Below are 21,337 nucleotides of genomic sequence, written 5' to 3'. Positions count from 1 at the left end.
GCCCACTATCGCTACGACCCATTTGGGCGGCGCATCAGCAAAACCGTGGATGACACGACCACGGAGTTTTTCTGGCAAGGCGACAAGCTGATTGCCGAACATCATGCGGAGCGCCATCGCAGCTACCTATACGAACCCGACAGCTTCCGCCCATTGGTTTTACTGGAAGGCTTTGGGCCGAAAGAAACAAAACCCTACCACTACCAACTCGACCACCTCGGTACGCCGCAGGAACTGACCGATAATGAAGGCGAAATCGTCTGGTCCGCGCACTACCGCGCCTACGGCGAAATCGCCCGCCTTGATGCCTGCAAAATCGACAATCCGTTGCGTTTTCAAGGCCAGTACTGTGACGCGGAAAGCGGGCTGCACTACAACCGTCATCGCTACTACAATCCGGATATTGGTCGGTACCTGACGCCGGATCCGGTGAAGCTGGCGGGTGGGATCAATGCGTACCAGTATGTGCCGAATCCTACGGGGTGGGTGGATCCGCTCGGGTTGAGCACGTGTCCTGGTGGGGATGGGTGCAAACCATCACATCGCATCGAAGAGCCGGAAAAAAAGGTTAACGTAAATGAAGGAGATGTCGTTCCGCCCAAGGGATTTGACAGCACGCTTTCGAGAAACAGAGCATTTAGAAGAGCCAAAGAAATTGGTGGTATCCCACAGACTACACAGCCAAAAGAAATCTATCGGGAGCGAATTCGTGACCAAGATCGACATATCATGGGTCGGGTATACGTTTTTAGCTTGAGAAAAGATCACATCACCAAAATCTATGAACATTCGCTAGGTCATTCGGAGGGAAACCACGGCCCACATTTCAACACTAAAAACACAATAAAAGACATCAAGGTTCCTTTGAAAATTGGTGATGACTCCCACACGTATTTCAAGAGATAGACATGAAAACAGCCTACATAAATGAGCTAGGGATCAAACCGTGGGAAGGCACACACCCAATAAATGACCTTGCATTTACAACGGTAACCTTAATTAGCCCTGACTTTTCAAACACTTGGAAAGTTTGGTGCACCATCACAGAAACCCTATCAAATCATTGGCTAACAAAGCGCGAGTGGCGATCGATAGGCGGAGCAGAATTCAACTCAAAAACCGAAGAATACCTACTGAAAAAAAACTTATCACTAGAGCTAAATAACGATGCTCTACTCAAAAAAAACAACACCAGCAATGTATATTCAATTGTCAAAAATCTTCCGAGTGACCCACAAAAAATAGATAACCGAGCTCTAGAAGGATCACAAGATGTTTTTATAGCACTTCAAAAGACCCGCACTGAAACAAGTGACTTCTGGACGAGCATGACGGTATTTGAAAGCAGTATTACATCTATAAAAATCAAAATTTTCCTAAGCGAGAATAAAGCTACAATTCTATCTAGATTTTACGATAACGAAACACACGTCGCAGCCCAGTTTTATTTATCGTCCGAGCATACAAACGAAATCGCGTCAGCACTAGAAAAAGCAAAAATTAAAAAAATAATTCCTGAGGAGGTTTTTTATCATATCAATGGTCAAACGAGAATTCAAAATAAATAAAAACAATATTAAATAATATCTGCCTCATTTTTCACTCAACTGACGCCATCAAAGAACAGAAATTTATCTTATCAACAAAAAGACACAAGAAGGCCTGACAGCTAAAGAATTCATACCGGATATCCAAACCCATGAATAAAGACTACCCAAAACTACAGCAATTCTTATCTGGCTACTTTAATCAAGATTGGGTTGATGAATACTCAAATGCAGACGAAGTAATCGCGAATTACCTATCGGAAGCACCTGCAGAAACAATAGAGCTGACAAAACTAGAACTTGCCAAATTAATATTCGCCAATTTACCCGAGCCACAACTCCAAAACCTTCTATTCTTGGAAATTGGGTGCGGCTACTATTACCCGCACAAATGGCCCTCAGGGACATTATGGCTAAATCATATATTCAGAAAACTCGATAAACACTCACCCAACATCACTAAATAGACACTATTATTTTTAAATCAAAAAAGGGTTAATAACAAAATGAACGAGGTTATTTATCAAATCAACTATCTTGAAGATGAAATCGATAACGCTTTTAAAACCTTGAAAATAGACTCAAAGAAGCTTGAGGAGGCGGAACTCACTGACTTGATAAAATCACTGACAAAAAAATTCTTCAAATCACAAAGCAACGTACTTGACGCAATAAACCTGAATGAAAAAAAACAGAGCACAACCCTAACTTCTGGAGGGAGATAGAAAATCGCATTCACAAAAAAAATCTGAGTTTGCTGGTTTTCGACTCATCATACCGAGCTTGGAAAGTCAGCAGTGCACAGATATCGCCTCTATTTTGGGTGAAACAACTGGATATCCATTTTAGATAACCGATAACCAGCTTACATTTCTAGTACATATGGACGACCATGACTGCGTAATTTGGGCCTAAACCATGGACATCAAATCCACGCACTCAGAATTTTTTCCGAACTACCTCAACACACCTACATTGTGACGGAGGCAATTGATTGGATTGCGTGTATCTCCTTCGAGGGGCACTTGGACTTCGCAACTCTTCGCACTGAGTGAGCATCGTAAGAAGCGAAACCTGTCGCCCCCATCACCCCCACGCCACCACCAACAACCCCACCCCCAGCACCAGACACAACGGCGAATAAACATACGTATCCAACCGTGCAAACCTCGACCCGCCCACTTTCTTGAAAAAACCCACCAATTCCGAGTCCCCAATCGCCCTGGCAAACATGACCACGGCGATCGCGCTGATGCCCCACTGCAACGCCCCATGGGACACCGGCGAAAAGTACAGCCCGGCCCGCAAGCACACGAGCAGCGCAATCGCCACCAGCCCCATCGCGACCAGGAACGTGGCCAGCGCCGAGGGTTTGAACGCCGGCCTCGGCCCGCTGGCGAATTCGCCCGGCAGTTGAGGAATGGCAGCGAGCATGCCGAGTTTGCCACCGGCGGCCCAGTACAAATGCACCATGCTGATGCAGGTAAATACGCCAACGATCCATCGCGCGATGAAAAAGCTCATGGCCGGCTCTCTCCAAAAATGTGCGATTCAGGATAGTCGCCCTGGGATTTTTTGTAGGCATTTCGTCGGCGGCTGATGGTAAAGTGCAGCCCCATGAAACTCGCCCGTACCGACCGCTCGCTCATTGCCTGGATGCTCTACTGCTGCGTCCTGTTCAATGTGTTCGCCTGCAGTATTGGCCATGGGCAGATGCTGGGGATGCAGCTCAACGGCATCGGCGGTCAGTTCTGTACGGTAGACCCGCGCACTCAGGCCCCCACCCCAACCCGGTCCACTGACGAGAACCTGCCGACGCTGTCCAAGGCGTTCGGTTGCCCGCTGTGCTCCACCGGCGGCATGGGCCCTGCGCTCAACACCCATTTGAATGTGGCCGTGTTGCCACAACCGCACGCGCCGCCTGCGGCTGTGGTATTTGCCGCTGACGTTCCTGCCCGCTTCACCTGGCCCACGGCCCACCCGCGCGCGCCTCCCGCTGTCGCCTGATCCTTCGCTTTCCGATCTGCACCGCTCACCGTTCCCCTCGGGTTTACGGGCGGCTGTGCGTTGTTTTCAAGCTGAGTTTTTCAGGATTCAACCATGAAACATTTACCCCTGTTGGCGGGCCTGTTCGGCTGCCTGCCTGTCTGTGGCTGGGCACTTGAACTGGCCCCCACCACCATTGATGGTGAACAAAGCACCGAGCCTGGCCTGGCGCTGGATCAGTCCAGCGGCATGGCGTCGCGTCTTGGCCTGAGTGTGCGGGAAACCCCGGCGTCGGTGGCCATCGCCAATCGCAATGATATCGAGCGCCATGGCGCCAAGACCTTCCGCGATGCGGCTAATACCCTGCCCGGCGTCAACGCCAGCGCACCGCCGGGGTTTGGTGGGTTTGTGTCCTATCGGGGCTTTACCAGCAGCCAGATCACCCAGATGTTCAACGGTATCAACGTCGCCACCGGCCTGGCGCGGCCAGTGGATGCCTGGATCTATGACCGGGTCGAACTCGTCGGCGGGCCCTCCTCCTTGATCAACGGTGCCGGCTCCGTGGGCGGCTCGTTGAACTACGTGACCAAACTGGCAACCCGCGAAGAACAGGTGGCTGAAGGCCAGCTCACCTACGGCAGTTACGACACCGCCGGTATGGCCTTGGGCCTAAACCACGCCCTGACCGAACCCGGCGCCGAGGTGCAGCATTACGCACGCCTGGACGTCAGCCGTAATACCAACCACAGCTACATCGACCGCGACCAGCGCGACGCCTGGAGCCTGGCGTTTTCCGTGCTCAGCGACTTGACGCCCAACCTGTCGCACACCCTGGCGCTGGAATACCAGGATGAGCATGAGGACAGCCCCTACTGGGGCACGCCGGTGCTCAACCCCAAGGCCGGCGAATTGAAGATCGACCGGCACAACCGCTTCAACAATTACAACGTCGCCGATGGCCGATACGAACAGCGCACGATCTGGGCGCGCTCGATCATCGACTACCGGATCAACGACAACACCACGCTGAAGAACACCCTCTATCATCTGGACAGCCAGCGCGACTATCGAAACCTGGAAACTTACCAATACAACGCCGACAACAGCGCCGTGAATCGCTCGACCGCGTATCAGGTGCGCCACCAGGGTGAGCAGAACGGCAACCAGTTCGAACTGCGTCATGACAATACGTTGTGGGGGCTTTCGACCACCTGGTCGGGCGGTTTTGAATACAAGGTCAACAGCACCACCAACCACCCGCTGAACGTACCGGGTAAAAGCACGGTCGACCCGAACCACTACGACCCTGGGCACTTTTACGACATCCCGGGCACCCGGCCAGGGTTCGTACCGGACAAGACCAATGCAGTGACGACCCAGGCACTGTTCGCGGAAAACCGCCTGGGCCTCACCGATAAACTCTCGTTGCTGACGGGCCTGCGCTACGACGCCATCGACCTCGACGTGACCAACCACCGCGAGATAACGGCCACCAACCCGCGTCACTTCAAGCGCCGCTGGGAACCAGTGACCGGCCGCGTCGGCCTGACTTACCAGTTCATCCCGTCGGCCAATGTGTACGTGCAATACAGCACGGCGGCCGAGCAACCATCGACCACCACCCAAGTCTTCGATGTGTCCACCGGCCGGCAGTGGGAGGTCGGCAGCAAGTTCGACTACCTGGACGGTCGCGGCTCGGCCACCGTTGCCGCCTACAGGATCGAGCGCAAGGATTTCGCCGTCACCGACCCGCTGGATCCGAACAACAGCATTCCGGTGGGAGCGCAATCGTCCAAAGGCATCGAACTGGCCAGCTCACTGCGCATCACGCCCCGACTGTTGGCGGAAGGCAACTTTGCCTGGGTGGATGCCGAGTACGATGACTTCAATGAGAAACTTGCCAGCGGTGCGGTGGTATCGCGCAAGGGCAACACGCCGACCAACGTGCCCAAGCGCGTCGGTAACCTGTGGCTGACTTATGATTTTGCCGAGGCTTGGCAAGGCGGTGTGGATGCGCGGTACGTCGCCGAGGTGTATGCGGATAACGCCAATACCCTCACGGTGCCGGCCTATACGTTGTTCGGCACATTCCTGCGCTACAAAGTGGACGTCCATACCTCGGTGACCGGCCGGGTGCGCAACCTGACCAATGAGGTATATGCCGAGTTTGCCCATGTATCGCCGGCGTATTACCTGGGGGCGCCACGCACGTTCGAGTTGGCAGTGCAAACCCGGTTCTGAACCTGCAATGTAATCAACATGTGGGAGGGGACTTGCCCTAATGCCAGCCAGTCAAATGGTGGGATGTAGAACACATCATCTGTAGTGAGCGGGCTTGCCCCGCGCTGGGTGGCGCAGCCGCCCCAACAAGGACGCCGTGGTGTTTCTGAAAGACCGAGGCGCCCGGGTTTGGGGCGGCTGCGCCACCCAGCGCGGGGCAAGCCCGCTCACTACAGAGTTTGGTGTGGCAGGCTCTCTTAACTGACCAGCATTAGGGCGACTTGGCTGCAGCGCATGTCGTTATTTCAGGCTTGCCTCGACTTTGCTCGCCACATCATCCGTTACCCACGCCCTCCACACTTCGGGATGCGCCTTGAGAAACGCCTGGGCCACTTCCCGGGGTGGCGTGTGGTTTTCGCTCATGGTCGCCAAGGCTTTGTTCAGCGGGTCGATGGGGAACTGCACCTTGGTAAAAAACTCCGCGATCTGCGGATGTTCTTTCTGGAACGGCGTCGACACGCCAATGCTCAACTTGGACGCCAGCGAACGCGTTGGACGTGGGTTGGGGTTGTCCGCGTCGGTCAGGGTCTTCCAGGCCTCGGCATCAAACGCCGGTTCCTCCAGCTGGATCAGCTTGTAACGCCCCATCAGGGGCGTTGGCGACCAGTAGTAGAACAGCACCGGCTTGCCGCGACGAATCGACGAGGCGATCTCGGCGTCCAGTGCCGCCCCCGAACCGCTGCGGAAATTCACATAACTATCGGCCAGGCCATACGCCTTGAGCTTTTGTGCGTTGACCACTTCCGAGGTCCAGCCGATCGGGCTGTTGAGAAAGCGCCCTTTGCCGGGTGACTCAGGGTCCTTGAACACCTCTTTGTAGCGTGCCAGGTCCTGCACGGTCTTGAGGTCCGGCGCCAGGGGCTTGAGACCTTTGGCGGGATCGCCCTTGATCACGTATTCCGGCACCCACCAACCTTCCGTGGCGCCCTTGACCGTATCGCCCAGGCCCAGCACCTTGCCTTCAGCCTCAGCCTTGATCCATACGGGACTGCGGCCGGCCCACTCTTCGCCGATCACCTGGATATCGTTTTTCGCCAGGGCGGTTTCCAGGGTGATGGTGGTACCGGGCAAGGTGTCGGTGGGCAGGTCGTAGCCCTTCTCGACAATAAAACGCAGCATCTCGGTGATCAGGCTGCCGCTTTCCCAATTCAGGTCGGCAAAATGCACCGGAGCTTGGGCGGCGGATACCGGCACCGAGGCCAGCGACAGACTCAAGGTCGTCAGGGACGCTGCCAACAGCGATTTCAATCCTTTCATGCCTTCACCTCGCATTTTCGCAGCCATAGCGGGCGGCTTTGCTGCCAATGCGCGAAGCCTCTGAATAGTTAAGTCAACTCAACTGTAGTAGAGGTTCCAAAAGAGCAAGATACACAGCGTGTTCAGGGTTACTCACTGGCCTTGAAGGTCACCAGTTCACCCTTGCGCCACTTGGCGGCCTTGCCGGTCACGGCCTTGAGGGTTTTGGTCAGGCCTTCCTGCAGTTGCTCATTGGCGGCAAACACCAGCATCACGCTGTGGCCTTCCTTGAACAGGATGCCCTGGCCTTCGGCCGAGGAGACAAACGCATAATCGCCCAAGCCGTACACCGTCAACTTGATATCGCGAAACTTGAGTTCGAACTTGCCACCTTCACGGCTGGGCAATACGGCTGCGCGAAAATGGTCGCCGACCTTGAGTTCCAGGCGTGGTTTGTCGTCCACGACCATTGCCGTTTCGGTATCTATCTCGGCGATATAAATACCTTCCGGCGTCTGTTCAGTGACATAAACAAAACGGGATTGAAACTGCTTGACCAACTTTGCGCGCAAATCACCCAGCACGAATAACGCGTGCATATCCAGATTACTGACTGCCAAGGAAACGCCCCCACATCAAAAAGGCGCTGTCCGCTGAAGCGGGCAGCACAAAAAAACGGCCGTTACGGCGCGATCACACATTCGTCAAAAAACTGAAGAGACCCCGCTGGGGCGCCATAAGACTCGTACAGATGGGCGCGACAGACCTTGTGCAAGGGCCATCCGGTACCACAGCAGATCACAGGTTCAACAACCCGAGAATACGGGTCGACCAACTTCAGAGAATAACCTTATTAAAAACGCAGTTTCTGACACCTGACACAAAAGAAAAGACTAGAGCATGGAACCAGGCGTGGACTGCCAACGACAATACTAAAACAGCAACACCGAACAAAACCACCCGAAACGCTGCTGATGGGTCAACATGATCGAGCGACAGGAGCTGACGATGAACCGACCTCAACACGACGCTACGTCTTCGCGCATTCGTTCAACATGTCATGATGGGCGCCAATACTACTGCCTGCACAACCCCGATGGGTACTTGAATTCGGTCCTTTATCAGGTGGTTCCGGCCGGAAAGAACTTTTTTCATATTCTTGAAGTCACCAGCGGCAGAGTCAAAGGCTTTCGCAGCGACCATATCCAGGCCTGTGAGTTGGCCAAACAGCTTGAGGCCGGGCTGCAAGCCTTTCAGGCCGGGATTGTGGCGACGCAGGGATGACCGACCGGCACGGCGTACCCAGCCCTCAGGGCTATCTTGGATTCACGCGCGCTCAATTGAGGATAATCCGATAGAACTCTGCCGGGGTCAAAGCCTCACATGCACAACGACCCTCATCCTGCATGGAGAACCCACCATGGACGCGCCTATCCCCACCCTTGAAACGCTGTTCGAACAACTGGGCCTGGACTCGACGCCGCAAGCCATCGACGCATTCATCGCCGCCCATCCGCTGCCTGACGACGTGAAATTGATCGACGCCCCGTTCTGGACGCCGCAACAAGCGCAATTTCTCAAGGAAGAACTGCGCGAGGACGCCGATTGGGCGATCCCGGTGGATGAACTGAACCAGCGCCTGCATCAACCGCAATAACGCACACCTCAGTGCAGGCTGTCTGACTTTTCCAGGTTCATCAACGCTTGCCAGGCAGCCCTGCACTCCTCTGCTTCATCGCGGCTGGCGAACGCCGTGCCGCGTTGCTCGCCATTGAGCAATACCACCCAACAAGCCTTCTGGCCCAGCTCACGCAGGGTGGCAGGCACGCCGCTGCCGATCATCACCGCCACATCGACTTTGTTTTGCATGGAGCTTCTCCGTCGCATTAGTTAGCTGGCTAACAATGTTCAGCATGCTACGGTTTTCTGCCAGTAGGAAAAAGCTATCCCCGGAATAGCTGCGTTGCATAAACCGCAACAATCACTGGCGATGGGGCTTCGCGGCTTCGGGTTTGTAGCCCAGGCGCAAACCGCCCCAATGCCGGCCCATGACCATGATCGGCACCGACAAATCGTGCATCAGTTCGCCTGTGTCACGCGTGTAGGTTTGCAACAACACGGCTTGTTGATGGCTGCCACAACGAATCCCCGTACGGTCATCAAACTTGCGCTTGGTGCGATTCTGCACCGCGTCGACCTGGGCATCGCCGGTCAGGGCGTGGGAAAACGCCTTGTTGTGGGTCGGCACGTAACCTTGAGGCGTACAGGCGATGGCAAACACCAGTCCTTCATGGCGCGGTAGCAGGGCTTCCTGGATCGCCGGCAGCACCTGATCGGTGTAACCGTCAAAACGCGTGTGGTACTTGCTCGGGCTGGTATTCGGGATCGGGGTATAGCTGCGGTCGAACAAGTCCTCCAGGCTGATGCGATTCTGCTGGATATCGGCCTCGAACTGTTCGGCAATGCGCGCGGCACCTTCTCGGGCCAGGTCATAGATACGCTGGTGATAGTCATCCAGCCCGACTTGCGCCAGGCGCTCGCTGATCGTTTCAGCCTGGCCTTCCATTTGCACGGCAACCTCGGCCAACTGGCGGGTTTGCTGATCGCTTTCCGACAAATCGCTGCGCATCTGTTCCACGGCATGGAACAGGCTGTCGAGTTGCGCCTGGTTGGTATCGGTGCCTTGGGCAATTTCATTGACCTGCCCTTCCACACCCGCGGCCAGGCTGGCGATGCTTTCCAACTGATCGCCGGCCTGCTCCACCCGCTCGACGCCGATGTGCAGGTCCGCCGACAACTGACGAATCTGCTCCACCACCTGGGCGGTGCGCTGTTGGATATCGGCAACCATCACGCCGACTTCATCAGTGGCGGAGGCCGTACGCCCGGCCAGGCCGCGCACTTCATCGGCCACCACGGCAAATCCACGCCCATGCTCACCGGCACGCGCGGCTTCAATCGCCGCATTCAAGGCCAACAGGTTGGTCTGGCTGGCGATGGATTGGATCACCAGGGTCACGCGCTGGATCTCTTCACTGCGCTGGCTCAACGCCTCGATCAGCTCGCGGCTGGCATTGGCGCGCTGGCTGAGTTGACGCATGCGGGTGATCGACTCAGCCAGCACTTCACGACCTTCGGTGCTGCGTTGGTGGGCCTGGCTGGCCGCCTCCAGGGCCTGACGGCTGAGTTGTGCGGTCACCTGCTCGGTGCCGATCATCACTTCGGCACTGCTGACGATCTGCCTGGCGGCCCCCAACTGCGACTGCACCCGCGCCGCCAGTTGCTTGACCGAATAGGCCACGCCCGCAGCGGAAAGCGCGTTATGACTGGTGGTATAGGACAGATCGCGGGTCAGCTCGCCTATCGCATCGTCGGCCTGGGCCGGTGCCACTCGTGGTGTACGAGCTTTGAGGGAAGGCAGCCAGATGACCAGCAAGGCCAGCGGCAGGCAGAGGTATATCGGCAAACCGGCGAACGCCAGGCCCAGCAGTACCAGCACCAGGGCAGTGCTCTGCAAAAATGGCGTCAGCCAGCCGGGGAGCGCGCGCGTCACCGTGTGCGGCGGCACTGATGCGCCCATCAGAGATCCGTCTCCAGCCATCGTCGTTACCCCGCTGCTTGTCGTTATTGTTTCTGCATTAAACGCCACTATCGAGCCATTATCCATGGGCCTTTAGTGGGAGAACCTGCAGTAGATCAATAACCAGGGTGTAACGGATATTTCTCGGGGGAGCCGACGGGACGGCCCCCCGCTCACCGCATCAGGCTTGACGCTGGTGCTTGTCGATCTGCTCGTGGCGCTCTTGCGCTTCGATGCAGTACTTGGTGGTCGGGCTGATCAGCAGGCGCTTGAGGCCGATAGGCTCGCCGCTGTCATCACACCAACCGAAGGAATCTTCCTTGATACGCTCAAGGGCGCGCTCAAGTTGCGGCAGCATGCGCTGGTCGCGGTCGATGGCGTTTACCAGCCAGGTGCGCTCTTCTTCAACGGAAGCGGCGTCAGCCGGGTCGGCCGGGGTGTCCAGGCTTTCAATGGCGATGCGGTTCTGTTCAATGCGCGCGTGGTGTTCCACTTTCATGTCTTGCAGCATCTGCTCGAAAAAAGCGTGCTGTTCGGCATTCATGTAGTCATCTGCCGGCATGGCCAGCAACTTTTCCTTTGTCATTGATTTCTCTATAAAAAATACGTGCATTAAGGCGAATAAGGGAGCGTTCCGGTCGACCTCTGCAGGTCTCGGAAGGGCGCCATCCATTCCAAGCGCCACCCGGCACTCAATTTACGAGGGGCGGCAGTCTAAGGCCGACTTGAGAGCGCAGCAACTGAAAAGACAGGCAATTTTTCCGAGATAACCCCCAGAAGCATCAGGACGGGCTCGGAGAATGGTCATCGGAGTGCGTTTATAGCAGGAAAGTTCGTGAAACAGCTATAAGCCGCAAGCTGCAAGCGACAAGCTGTAAAGCTCGGCTTGCCGCTTGTGGCTCATGACTTGCGGCTGCGCGTCAGCGCTTGAGCTTGCGCTTGTTGCGGTATTGATCGATGACGACCGCCACCACGATGATCAGGCCCTTGATGATGTCCTGGATATACGCATCCACGCCCACAAAGGTAAAGCCGCTGGCCATTACGCCGAGGATCAGTGCGCCGATCACCGTACCGGTAATGCGCCCTACCCCGCCCGTCAGGCTGGTGCCGCCGATCACAGCGGCGGCAATCGCATCCAGCTCGTAGGACATACCCATGCCGGCCTGGCCGGAGGCGGCGCGTGCCGAGGCCACCACACCGGCCAGCCCGGCAAGCAGACCGGCAATGCTGTAGACAATGATCAGATGACGCTTGACGTTGATACCCGAGGTACGCGCCGCCTGCATGTTGCCGCCGATGGCATAGGTGTACTTGCCGTATTTGGTATAGCGCAGGGCAATATGGAAGATCACCGCGACCACCAGGAAGATGATCACCGGCATGGCGCCATGGCCGATTGCGGTGTACGAATCCGACAGCATGCTCACCGGCTGGCCTTCCGTGTAGTAACGCGCCAGGCCACGGGCCGAAACCATCATGCCCAGGGTGGCAATGAACGGCGGAATACCGGTGACGGCGATGATACTGCCGTTGATCGCCCCCGCCAGCAGCCCCACGCCCAGCCCCATCGCCACCGGAATCCAGACCGGCAGATCCGTCAGGCTGGGAAACACTGCTCGGGAAAAATCGGACGTCTGCGCCAGGCTGGCGGCGATCATCGCCGACAGTGCCAACACCGAGCCCGAGGACAAATCAATACCGGTGGTGATGATCACCTGGGTCACGCCAATCGCCAGCAGACCGATGATAGACACCTGCAGGATCATCAGCACCAGGCGCTGGGAGTTCATCAGGAAACTCTGGTCGCGCACGATCCAGCCAAACAGTTCGAACACCAACCCGATGCCGATCAGCACCAGCAAAATGCTCAGCTCGGTGGGCAGGCGTCGACGGTTCTTGGCCGGGGCCGTGGCCGGTTTGTTTTCTGTTATCGCATTCATAGCCAATCACCTTCTTATGCTTGCGTCAGTGGACTGCCGTCATACCGGAAGCCAGCTGCATGACTTTTTCCTGGGTCGCATCCGCACGGTCCAGGGTGCCCATCAGTTCGCCTTCGTGCATCACCATCACCCGGTCGCTCATGCCCAGCACTTCGGGCAGTTCCGAGGAAATCATGATCACCGCCATGCCTTCGCTGGCGAGGAAGGCGATCAAGCGATAGATCTCGGCCTTGGCGCCTACGTCGATGCCGCGAGTGGGCTCATCGAGAATCAGCAGCCTTGGGTGGGTCATCAGCCAACGCGCCAACAGGGCCTTCTGCTGGTTGCCGCCGGACAAGGTGTCGATGCACTGCTCAAGGGAGGGGGTTTTCACCCGCAGCTTCTTGCACATGTCTTCGCACAGCGCGCGCAGGGCCTTTTGCTGGATAAAGCCATTACCCGAATAATGCGGCAGCACCGCCATTTCCATGTTTTCCAGCACCGACAGGCACGGAAACAGACCGCTGAGCTTGCGGTCTTCGGTCAGCAGCGCGAAGCCTTTTTCAATAGCCATGTGCGGGTCCGTGATGCGGACCGCCTTGCCATCAAGGGTGATCTGCCCGCCGTCGCTTGGGGTAATACCGAAAAGGGTCTCTGCGACGTTGGTGCGCCCCGAGCCCATCAGCCCGGCAATACCGAGGATTTCACCGGCGTGCAGGTCGAACGAGACATTCTTGAATACGCCGTCCAGCCTCAGGTCGCGTACCGAGAGCAACAATTCGCCGATCGGTGTCTCCCGCACCGGGAACAACTGGCTCAATTCACGGCCGACCATCATCGAGATCAGGCTGTCGCTGTTCATGCTGTCGGCACGTTGCAAACCGATGTACTGGCCGTCACGGAACACCGCCACTTCATCGGCGATGGCGAACACTTCGTTCATTTTGTGTGTGATATAGACAATGCCTTTGCCCTGGGACTTGAGGTCGGCAATGATCGAAAACAGGTGCGCGACTTCCTTGTCGGTAATCGCCGAGGTTGGTTCGTCCATGATCAGGATGTCAGAGTCGTAGGACACCGCCTTGGCGATCTCGACCATCTGCCGTTCGGCGATGCTCAGGTTGCCCACCTGTTCCTCGGGGTCCAGGTTGATGCGCAAGCGCGCCAGCAACTGCGCCGTGCAGCGGTGCATTTCGCGGTGGTTGACCATGTGCAGGCTGTTGAGCTGCTCGCGCCCGATCCAGATATTCTCGGCGATGCTCATGTGCGGCATCAGGTTGAGCTCCTGGTGGATCATCGCGATCCCGGCCTTCTGCGCCGCCAGGGGCGTTTCGAACTTGACCGGCTTGCCCCGCAGGCGAATCTGGCCGGCGTCCGGCTGATAGATCCCGGCGATGATTTTCATCAGCGTCGACTTGCCCGCACCGTTCTCCCCCATCAGCGCCAGCACCGTACCTGGGCGCACCCGCAGTTGCACATCGGCCAGGGCCACGACACCGGGAAAGCCTTTGCTGACGTTGACGATCTCCAACAGGTAGGGTTCTTGCGGTTCGACAGGCTGGATACCCGGAGGCTGCGAAGCAGTCGCTTGAGCGAGCATAGAAAAGTACTCCATCTGCAGGACGGCCGAGACCGCCCTGCCGGCTTATTGTTGTTATACCAGGGCTACTTGAAATCTTTGACGTTGTCGGCGGTGATCGGCTTGAACGGGATGACAATGTTCTGTTCGATCGTTTCGCCTTTGGCCATCTTGCGTGCCGCTTCTACCGCGCCGTCCCCTTGGCCTTTGGCGTCCTGGAACACCGACATGGCCAGGTCACCCTTGGCCACCGCGTTCAAACCGTCCTGCGTACCATCGACACCCGCGATCAATACGCTACCCGGCTTGGTCCCCACCGATTTCAAGGCCATGGCGGCGCCAATCGCCATTTCATCGTTGTTGGAAATCACCGCGTTGAACGCACGGCCCTGGGTCAGCCAGTCGCTGACCAGCGTCATGCCCCTGTCGCGCAGCCAGGCGCCGGTCTGTTCCTGCTCGATCTTGATACCCGGATACTTGGCCAGGACTTCCTTGACGCCCTTGGTGCGGTTGGTGGTGGAGTTGTTCGCCAGGTCGCCGAGCAGGATCACGATCGTGCCCTTGCCGCCCAATTTGTCGGCGATGTACTGCATCTGCATGCGGCCGGCTTCTTCATCATTCGACGTCACGGCCGCGACCCCTTTGGGCAGATCCTTCTGATCCGGCCGGCGGTTGACGTAGACCAACGGGATGCCGGCTTCGGTTGCCTCCTTGCTGATTCTTGCTGTGGAGGCGGTGTCGACCGGGTTGACGATAATGGCGTCGACTTTCTGGCTGATGAAGTTCTCGACCTGGCTCAGTTGCTTGACCACGTCGGCGCGGGCGTCTTCGAATTGCAGTTGCACACCATCGCCCTTGGGATAGGAACTGGCCTGCTTGAGCATGTACTCGCGCACAGTGGTCAGGTAGGCGTCATCGAACTGCGACATGGTTACGCCGATCTTGAGATCGGCGGCCGCGGCAAAGCCGCTGGTCAGCAGCATGGACAGGGCCAGCGCGGTAAAACGGATCGGGGTCTTCATGAACGGTCTGTCTCCACATTTTTTTGTTGGTTTTCTGGACGTTGCGTTGATCAGAGCTCGGCGGGCAGTCGGACCACCGGTGCGCCGGGAATGCAGCACACCAGCGCGCCCTGGTTTTCGACGCACAGCACATTCAGGAAAGAGAAGTAAAACGGACGGGGGCGGGGCAGACCGCGTGACGCAAAGGCGGGGCGTAAAACTCGCAGTACAGCGTTGAAGATTTTCATCTGACGGTACCTGGTTGTTTTTGATCTTGTTTTTGTTGAGTCGTGCGAATCGGGTTCGAACGTACTTTTTGCAACCTGGAAAAGACTTTATTGGAAAATAATTTCTATATCAATATATTTTGGAATTTTATTCCATTTTTGTTGAAACCACCTGCTGGCGCTCGGCGCTCAGGCGTGCGGCGTCCAATATACGGGTGGTTTCCAGCGCGTCACAGGCCTCCACCGGCAGCGGGCCCTGGCCTTGCACGGCGCGCTGCAACTGACGATAGAACTCGGTCCAGCAGCCTTTCTCCGACGGCACGCGCTCGCGTTCCGGCCCCTGCTCGAACCAACCCCAGCGTCGGTGCTCTTCAGCGCCCCAATGCTCACCTTCGGTTTTCGGTGACTTGCCGGCCATCAAGGCTTCTTCCTGGCCGTCCAGCCCGTCCACGGTGTAACACCCTCCGGTACCACTCACCCGAAAGCGCGGCGCCTGGCTGTTTTGCAGCGCACTGCCCCATAAATGGGAAATCACGCCATTGGCGTGGGTCAGGCTGACAAAAAACCCGTGGTCGAGGCTGGGGTAGTCGCGGCTGAACTGCAGCTGTGCAAACACCCGGTCCACCGGGCCGAACAGTTGCAGCGCCTGGTCCACCAAGTGGCTGCCCAGATCCCGCAGCCAGCCACCGCCACTGGCATTGCCCACCGCTTGCGGGCTGTAGCGTTCGACCCGGGATTCAAACCGGGTGATCTCGCCCAGGGCACCGGCATCGATGAGCTTGCGCAGGGTCAGGTAGTCCGAATCCCACCGCCGGTTCTGATAGACGCTTAACAGCGAGCCCTGGCGTTCGGCGGCGGTAATCAGCGCCTGGGCCTGCTCGGCATTGGCGGCGAAGGGTTTGTCGCTGACCACCGCGACACCGTGTTCGATGGCCTCCAGTACCAGCGCCGGGCGGCCCTTGAGCGTGGTCGAAATGACCAGCGCGTCGACACCCGCTTCGACGATCTGACCAATGTTGTCAAACGCCTTCACCCCGGGATGGTCGCCGTTCAATTGCTGCCGACGTTCCGCTGAGCGTGTCACCACCCCGACAAAGGTGGCCCCTGGCAGTGTGGCAATCAGCGGCGCATGAAAGAATCGCCCACCGTGGCCGTAGCCGACTAGTCCAATTCGCATGCTTCAACTCCTTCTTGAACGGCCAACCCAATCCATATGTGGGAGGGGGCTTGCTCCCGATGGACTGCGTAGCAGGCTCATTTTTGAGGCCGCTGCGCGGCCTATCGGGAGCAAGCCCCCTCCCACAGGTTCGCTCAGCCGTAGAAGTGCGGGCGCTCAGGGAGACTGACTTTCACAATCTGCTCACTGCCCTGCGCCTCGATACAGGCATCCGCCGCCACCGCCGCCGCAAACCCATCCCAGGCGGAAGGCCCGCCCACCTGGCCTGCGCGCACGCCATCGATGAAGGCTTGCAGCTCCACGTCGTAGGCCGCGATAAACCGGTCTTTCCAATCCATCAGAATCGCATTCGAGAGTTTCGCCTCACTGCGCAATTGCACCTGGGACGGCTCCGGCAGTTTGGCGATGCCGGTCTCCCCCACCACTTCGCACTGGATGTCATAGCCGTATTGGCAGTTCACGAACACTTCCACATCGATGCGCGTGCCCTTGGCGGTTTCCAGCAGCACGATCTGCGGGTCGCGCAGGTGGGCCAACGCCTTGCTCGACTTGCGTGGGAACACCACTTGCACCGAGACGTAATCGTCGTTGAGCAACCAGCGCAGTACATCCAGCTCGTGGATCAACGTGTCGGTGATCGCCATGTCGGTCTTGTAGTTCTCGCCGACCTTCGGGTTGCGGTGCGCGCAGTGCAACATCAAGGGCTCGCCGATCCGGCCGCTGTCGATCACGGCCTTGAGGGCGCGATAGCCTTCGTCATACGGGCGCATGAAACCGACCTGCACCAGGCGCTTGCCGTATGCCACTTCGGCGTCGACGATCCTGCGGCAGCCCGCGGCCGTCACTGCCAGGGGTTTCTCGCAGAACACCGGCTTGCCGGCGGCGATGGCCGCCAGCACGAACTCTTCGTGGCTCGGCCCCCAGGACGTCACCAGCACCGCCTCGACCTGCGGTGAGGCGATCAGCGCATGGCCGTCCGGGTATACCTCGGCGTCCAGCTTCAAGTCCGCCACCACCTGGGCGGCTTGCGCAAGGTTGATGTCGGTGACTGCCACCACCTGGCTGTTGAGCAGGGTCTGGCTGCAACGACGGATATGGTCCCGGCCGATGGCACCCGTACCGATCACTCCAAGCTTCAACGACATAGATTCATTCCTCTTGTTATTAGTACTGCCGGGCCTTGGCCAGCTGTTCATTGAGTTTTTTCGCCGCCGCATTCGTGCGCTCACTGGTGGAGACCTGCGCCACGCCCACCCGCCACCACGACAGGTAGCCATGCACCATGGTCTTGGGCAGTACCTTGACGTCGATCAGCGTCGAGACGGTCTGCGTGCGCGCATCGGCCAAGGCCGCTTCCAGTTGCTCCAGCGTGCTGACCTTGTAAGTCTTGCAGCCATACGCCGCTGCACTCATGGCGAAATCCACCGGCACCAACCCACCATCGAGCTTGCCGCTGTCGGGGTTGCGAAAGCGAAATTCCGTGCCGAAGCTGTCCATGCCATTGCCGAGCTGCAGGTTGTTGATGCAACCGAAGGCCATGTTGTCGAACAGCACCACGTTGATTTTGCGCCGCTCCTGAATCGAGGTGGCGAGCTCCGAATGCAGCATCAGGTAGGAGCCATCGCCCACCAGTGCATAGACCTCCCGGCTTGGCTCGGCCAGCTTCGCGCCCAGGGCGGCGTTGACCTCGTAGCCCATGCACGAATAGCCGTACTCGACGTGGTAAGTGTTGACGCCCTTGCTGCGCCAGGCGCGCTGCAAGTCGCCGGGCAGGCTGCCGGCGGCGGCGACGATGATCGCGTCGTCGGCCAGGGTCTGGTTCAACACGCCGAGCACGCGGCTCTGGGTCAGGCAGGAGCCGGTCAGCTCGATAAATTCACGCAGCACCGCACGGTCCAGGCGGTCATCGACCTCAGGCACGAAGTCGTCGCCCTGATATTCCACCTGGTGCACACGGTCTACCTCGGCGTCGAACAGTGCCTTGGCCTCGTGGATCTGCTCGCCCCAACCGGCGCGATAATCCCCCAGCGCATCGGCCAGCGCGTCAAGGGCGACTTGTGCATCCGCCAGCACTTGCACGCCATCGAGTTTCAACGCGTCACAGGGGCTGATATTGAGGTTGAGGAACGTCACCTCGGCATGTTTGAACAGCGACTTTGACGAGGTGGTGAAGTCGGTGTAACGGGTGCCGACGCCAATGATCAGGTCCGCTTGCGGCGCCAGCAGGTTGGCCGCCAGGCAACCGGTTTCCCCCAGGCCACCGACGTTCAGCGGATGGCTGGAGATCACGGCGCTCTTGCCGGCCTGGGTTTCGGCGAAGGGAATATCAAAACGTTCGGCAAAGGCTTGCAGCGCAGTATTCGCGCCAGAGTAACGCACCCCGCCACCGCAGATGATCAACGGCTTGCGCTTGCCCCGGAACGCCGCCACGGCATCCTCGATCATCGCCGTGGTGGCCGGGCGACGCTCGAGGCGATGCACGCGCTTTTGCAGGAAATAATCGGGATAGTCCCAGGCTTCGCCCTGCACGTCCTGGGGCAGTGCCAGGGTGACCGCGCCGGTTTCGGCCGGGTCGGTGAGCACTCGCATGGCGTGAATGGCCGCCGTCATCAATTGCTCGGGGCGGTTGATACGGTCCCAGTACTTGCTCACGGAACGGAAAGCGTCGTTGGTGCTGATGCTCAAGTCATGGAACTGCTCGATCTGTTGCAGCACCGGGTCGGGCTGGCGACTGGCATACACATCGCCGGGCAACAGCAACAACGGGATGCGGTTGGCGGTGGCCGTCGCGGCGGCGGTCAGCATATTCGCCGCACCCGGGCCCACGGACGCCGTACACGCGTAGATCTTGCGGCGCAGGTGCTGCTTGGCAAAACCGATGGCAGCGTGGGCCATGCCTTGCTCGTTGCGCCCCTGATGCACCACCAGGTCGCCGCTGTCCTGCTCCAGGGCCTGGCCCAGGCCGAGCACATTGCCGTGGCCGAAAATCGTGAACACCCCGGCGACAAACTTGCTCTGCACGCCATCGACTTCGATGTATTGGTTATCCAGGAACTTCACCAGGGCCTGGGCCATGGTCAGTCGGGTTGTGGTCATGAAGCGCCCCTTAAAGGTCCAGCAGCCAGCTGTGCTGCGGGTCGTTATGGAAATGCCAGGCACGCTTGGGGCCGGCCATCACGTTCAGGTAATAGGACTCATAGCCATACGGTACGCTGACCGGGTGATAGCCCTTGGGCACCACCACCAGGTCACTGTTTTCCACGGCCATGGCCTGGTCGATACTGCGGTCATCGGTGTAGACGCGCTGGAACACGAAGCCCTGGGGCGGGTTGATCTGGTGGTAGTAGGTTTCTTCGAGAAAGCTCTGGCGCGGCAGGTCGTCGGTGTCATGCTTGTGCGGCGGGTAGCTCGACGAATGCCCGGACGGCGTGCGCACTTCCACCACCAGCAGCGAATGCGCCGGCTCGCTGTCGGGCAGGATGTCGCAGACATAGCGGGTGTTGGCGCCCTTGCCGCGCACGCTGCGCCTGCACTGTTCGGGGCGGATCAGGCGCGGTTCGAAACCCGGTGCACCGGGCGCGGCGCAAACGGCGATTTGCACATCGCTCAACGCCGTCACCTGGGCCTCGGTGCCGGGCGGCAGGTAAGCGGCGAACGGAGACTTCTCCTCGAACACCGACTGGCGATCACCGAGGTTCTGCCAGTTGAAACCCTCGCCCTGGATATCGACCCGGCCACTGAGCAGCACCAGGCACAGCTCGTTATCCCCGGCGCTGACCGGCAGGGTTTCGCCCAGGCTCAGGCGGTAAGCGGAAAAACCCACGTACTCCAGGCGACCGGCTTCCAGGGCCACCATGGTTTGTCCGCGTTTGCTGCTTTTGACCAGCAAGCTCATCACTCAAACCCTCTCGTCGAGAAGTGCACGCAAGGTGTCATAACCCTTTTTGGCGTAGATATAACTGGGCGCAACGGCCGGGTCCTGCTCGGCCTCCACCACCAGCCAGCCCTGGTAGTTCGCGGCCAGCAGCACATCGAGCAATTCGGCAAAATCGATATCGCCGTCACCCGGCACCGTGAAGGTGCCGTTGACGATGCAATCGGGAAAGCTCCACATCTGGTTGCGCGCCAGTTGCACCACCGCTTTGCGTACGTCCTTGAAATGCACGTGGCAGATGCGGTCGATGTGTTTGCGCAGCACCTCGATGGGTTCGCCACCGCCCATGTAGCAATGGCCGGAGTCGAACAGCAGGCCGACTTCAGGGCCTGTGCGGCGCATCAGCTGGTCGATGTCTTCGGGAGACTCGACGTAGGCGCCCATATGGTGGTGGTAGGCCAACCGCACCCCCTGGGACAGGGTGAAACGCGCCAGTTCGGTGAGTTTGTCGGCGTATGCCTGCCAGGCTTGCTCGCTGTGCAGCCGCGGGCGCTCGATCAGGCGCACACGCGAACCCTGGATGGAGTCGGCGACTTCGCCATACACCAGCACCTGGGCGCCGTTCTGTTTGAGCAACTCGACATGGCCGGCGATGGCTTCGATTTCTTCGGCCACCGAACGCCGCGCCAAACGGCTGGAGTACCAGCCGGAGACCAACGCCAGGTCATAGGGACGCAACACATCGCCGACGCCCTTGGCGTCCTTGGGAAATTTGCCGTTGAGTTCAAAACCTTCGTAGCCGATGTCCTTGCCTTCGCTGAGGGCGGTGCTCAAGGGAGTCTCACCGCCCAGGGCCGGCAGGTCGTCGTTGCTCCAGGAGATCGGGTTGATGCCAATTCGGATTGCGGGCATGGCTGCACCTTTTTTA

Annotated in this window: 23 protein-coding genes; 8 read left to right on the top strand and 15 right to left on the bottom strand. The window is 58.4% G+C overall.

What is annotated here, in order from left to right:
• The 4 genes from C9383_RS28540 to C9383_RS28425 all read left to right on the top strand — a co-directional run.
• The coding region (locus C9383_RS28540) for an RHS repeat-associated core domain-containing protein (protein WP_211322903.1) at positions 1–906 on the top strand (906 nt) is incomplete at its 5' end.
• Between the two features lie 2 nt (positions 907–908).
• Entirely contained in the window at positions 909–1,568 is a 660-nt protein-coding gene (locus C9383_RS28025; protein ID WP_143038217.1) for a hypothetical protein, read from the top strand.
• A 131-nt stretch (positions 1,569–1,699) separates the two neighbouring features.
• A complete protein-coding gene (locus C9383_RS17500; protein ID WP_090371569.1) occupies positions 1,700–2,014 on the top strand; it encodes a contact-dependent growth inhibition system immunity protein in 315 nt (104 codons plus the stop codon).
• Positions 2,015–2,053: 39 nt separating this feature from the next.
• Positions 2,054–2,272 carry a hypothetical protein gene (locus C9383_RS28425; protein WP_235863277.1) on the top strand — a complete coding sequence of 73 codons (219 nt, stop codon included), beginning with the start codon at positions 2,054–2,056 and terminating at the stop codon, positions 2,270–2,272.
• Between the two features lie 361 nt (positions 2,273–2,633).
• Here C9383_RS28425 and C9383_RS17490 read toward each other — a convergent pair whose 3' ends face one another.
• The gene (locus C9383_RS17490; RefSeq protein WP_060757160.1) at positions 2,634–3,071 is read right to left on the bottom strand and encodes a DUF3995 domain-containing protein; all 438 of its coding nucleotides are present in this window, start codon (positions 3,069–3,071) and stop codon (positions 2,634–2,636) included.
• A 93-nt stretch (positions 3,072–3,164) separates the two neighbouring features.
• Here C9383_RS17490 and C9383_RS17485 point away from each other — a divergent pair, with 93 nt between their 5' ends.
• Both C9383_RS17485 and C9383_RS17480 read left to right on the top strand, forming a co-directional pair.
• Positions 3,165–3,554, top strand: a complete 390-nt coding sequence (locus C9383_RS17485) for a DUF2946 domain-containing protein (RefSeq protein WP_060757161.1) — start codon at positions 3,165–3,167, stop codon at positions 3,552–3,554.
• Positions 3,555–3,647: 93 nt separating this feature from the next.
• Positions 3,648–5,774, top strand: coding sequence for a TonB-dependent receptor (locus C9383_RS17480; RefSeq protein ID WP_090371571.1), 2,127 nt, complete (start codon positions 3,648–3,650; stop codon positions 5,772–5,774).
• Between the two features lie 279 nt (positions 5,775–6,053).
• Here C9383_RS17480 and C9383_RS17475 read toward each other — a convergent pair whose 3' ends face one another.
• Positions 6,054–7,070, bottom strand: a complete 1,017-nt coding sequence (locus C9383_RS17475) for an ABC transporter substrate-binding protein (protein ID WP_090371573.1) — start codon at positions 7,068–7,070, stop codon at positions 6,054–6,056.
• Positions 7,071–7,198: 128 nt separating this feature from the next.
• Entirely contained in the window at positions 7,199–7,648 is a 450-nt protein-coding gene (locus C9383_RS17470; RefSeq protein ID WP_060757163.1) for a hypothetical protein, read from the bottom strand.
• Between the two features lie 385 nt (positions 7,649–8,033).
• On the opposite strand from C9383_RS17470, the gene C9383_RS17465 reads away from it, so the two are divergent.
• Complete coding sequence (locus C9383_RS17465) at positions 8,034–8,333, top strand: hypothetical protein (RefSeq protein WP_235594061.1); 300 nt, start codon at positions 8,034–8,036, stop codon at positions 8,331–8,333.
• Positions 8,334–8,469: 136 nt separating this feature from the next.
• Positions 8,470–8,706, top strand: coding sequence for a DUF2789 domain-containing protein (locus tag C9383_RS17460; RefSeq protein ID WP_060757165.1), 237 nt, complete (start codon positions 8,470–8,472; stop codon positions 8,704–8,706).
• A gap of 8 nt (positions 8,707–8,714) precedes the next feature.
• On the opposite strand, the gene C9383_RS17455 is transcribed toward C9383_RS17460, so the two are convergent.
• The 12 genes from C9383_RS17455 to iolE form a co-directional block, all read right to left on the bottom strand.
• Positions 8,715–8,918: a hypothetical protein gene (locus C9383_RS17455; protein ID WP_060757166.1), complete on the bottom strand. Its 204-nt coding sequence runs from the start codon at positions 8,916–8,918 to the stop codon at positions 8,715–8,717.
• 112 nt (positions 8,919–9,030) lie between these two features.
• Positions 9,031–10,266, bottom strand: coding sequence for a methyl-accepting chemotaxis protein (locus C9383_RS17450; protein ID WP_419795323.1), 1,236 nt, complete (start codon positions 10,264–10,266; stop codon positions 9,031–9,033).
• A 544-nt stretch (positions 10,267–10,810) separates the two neighbouring features.
• Positions 10,811–11,215 carry a TraR/DksA family transcriptional regulator gene (locus C9383_RS17445; RefSeq protein WP_060757168.1) on the bottom strand — a complete coding sequence of 135 codons (405 nt, stop codon included), beginning with the start codon at positions 11,213–11,215 and terminating at the stop codon, positions 10,811–10,813.
• 334 nt (positions 11,216–11,549) lie between these two features.
• A complete protein-coding gene (locus C9383_RS17440) occupies positions 11,550–12,572 on the bottom strand; it encodes an ABC transporter permease (RefSeq protein ID WP_060757169.1) in 1,023 nt (340 codons plus the stop codon).
• A gap of 25 nt (positions 12,573–12,597) precedes the next feature.
• On the bottom strand, positions 12,598–14,151 hold the full coding sequence (locus C9383_RS17435; protein ID WP_060757170.1) for a sugar ABC transporter ATP-binding protein: 1,554 nt from the start codon (positions 14,149–14,151) through the stop codon (positions 12,598–12,600).
• A 65-nt stretch (positions 14,152–14,216) separates the two neighbouring features.
• Positions 14,217–15,152, bottom strand: coding sequence for a sugar ABC transporter substrate-binding protein (locus C9383_RS17430; RefSeq protein WP_090371577.1), 936 nt, complete (start codon positions 15,150–15,152; stop codon positions 14,217–14,219).
• A gap of 50 nt (positions 15,153–15,202) precedes the next feature.
• Positions 15,203–15,379 carry a hypothetical protein gene (locus C9383_RS28205; protein WP_162843538.1) on the bottom strand — a complete coding sequence of 59 codons (177 nt, stop codon included), beginning with the start codon at positions 15,377–15,379 and terminating at the stop codon, positions 15,203–15,205.
• 127 nt (positions 15,380–15,506) lie between these two features.
• Positions 15,507–16,535 (bottom strand): Gfo/Idh/MocA family protein, encoded by a 1,029-nt coding sequence (locus C9383_RS17425; RefSeq protein WP_090371579.1) that lies wholly within the window; start codon positions 16,533–16,535, stop codon positions 15,507–15,509.
• A 134-nt stretch (positions 16,536–16,669) separates the two neighbouring features.
• On the bottom strand, positions 16,670–17,680 hold the full coding sequence (iolG, locus tag C9383_RS17420) for a bifunctional inositol 2-dehydrogenase/D-chiro-inositol 1-dehydrogenase (protein ID WP_090371581.1): 1,011 nt from the start codon (positions 17,678–17,680) through the stop codon (positions 16,670–16,672).
• A gap of 19 nt (positions 17,681–17,699) precedes the next feature.
• A complete protein-coding gene (iolD, locus tag C9383_RS17415) occupies positions 17,700–19,631 on the bottom strand; it encodes a 3D-(3,5/4)-trihydroxycyclohexane-1,2-dione acylhydrolase (decyclizing) (protein ID WP_090371583.1) in 1,932 nt (643 codons plus the stop codon).
• Positions 19,632–19,641: 10 nt separating this feature from the next.
• Positions 19,642–20,430, bottom strand: coding sequence for a 5-deoxy-glucuronate isomerase (iolB, locus tag C9383_RS17410; protein WP_060757175.1), 789 nt, complete (start codon positions 20,428–20,430; stop codon positions 19,642–19,644).
• Between the two features lie 3 nt (positions 20,431–20,433).
• On the bottom strand, positions 20,434–21,321 hold the full coding sequence (gene iolE, locus C9383_RS17405) for a myo-inosose-2 dehydratase (protein ID WP_060757176.1): 888 nt from the start codon (positions 21,319–21,321) through the stop codon (positions 20,434–20,436).
• Positions 21,322–21,337 lie beyond the last annotated feature (16 nt).

The sequence above is a fragment of the Pseudomonas palleroniana genome, assembly GCF_003031675.1.
Lineage (GTDB): Bacteria > Pseudomonadota > Gammaproteobacteria > Pseudomonadales > Pseudomonadaceae > Aquipseudomonas > Aquipseudomonas palleroniana.
The sequence above is the reverse complement of the archived record's forward strand: the minus strand, read 5'-3'. Positions and strand labels throughout refer to the sequence as shown.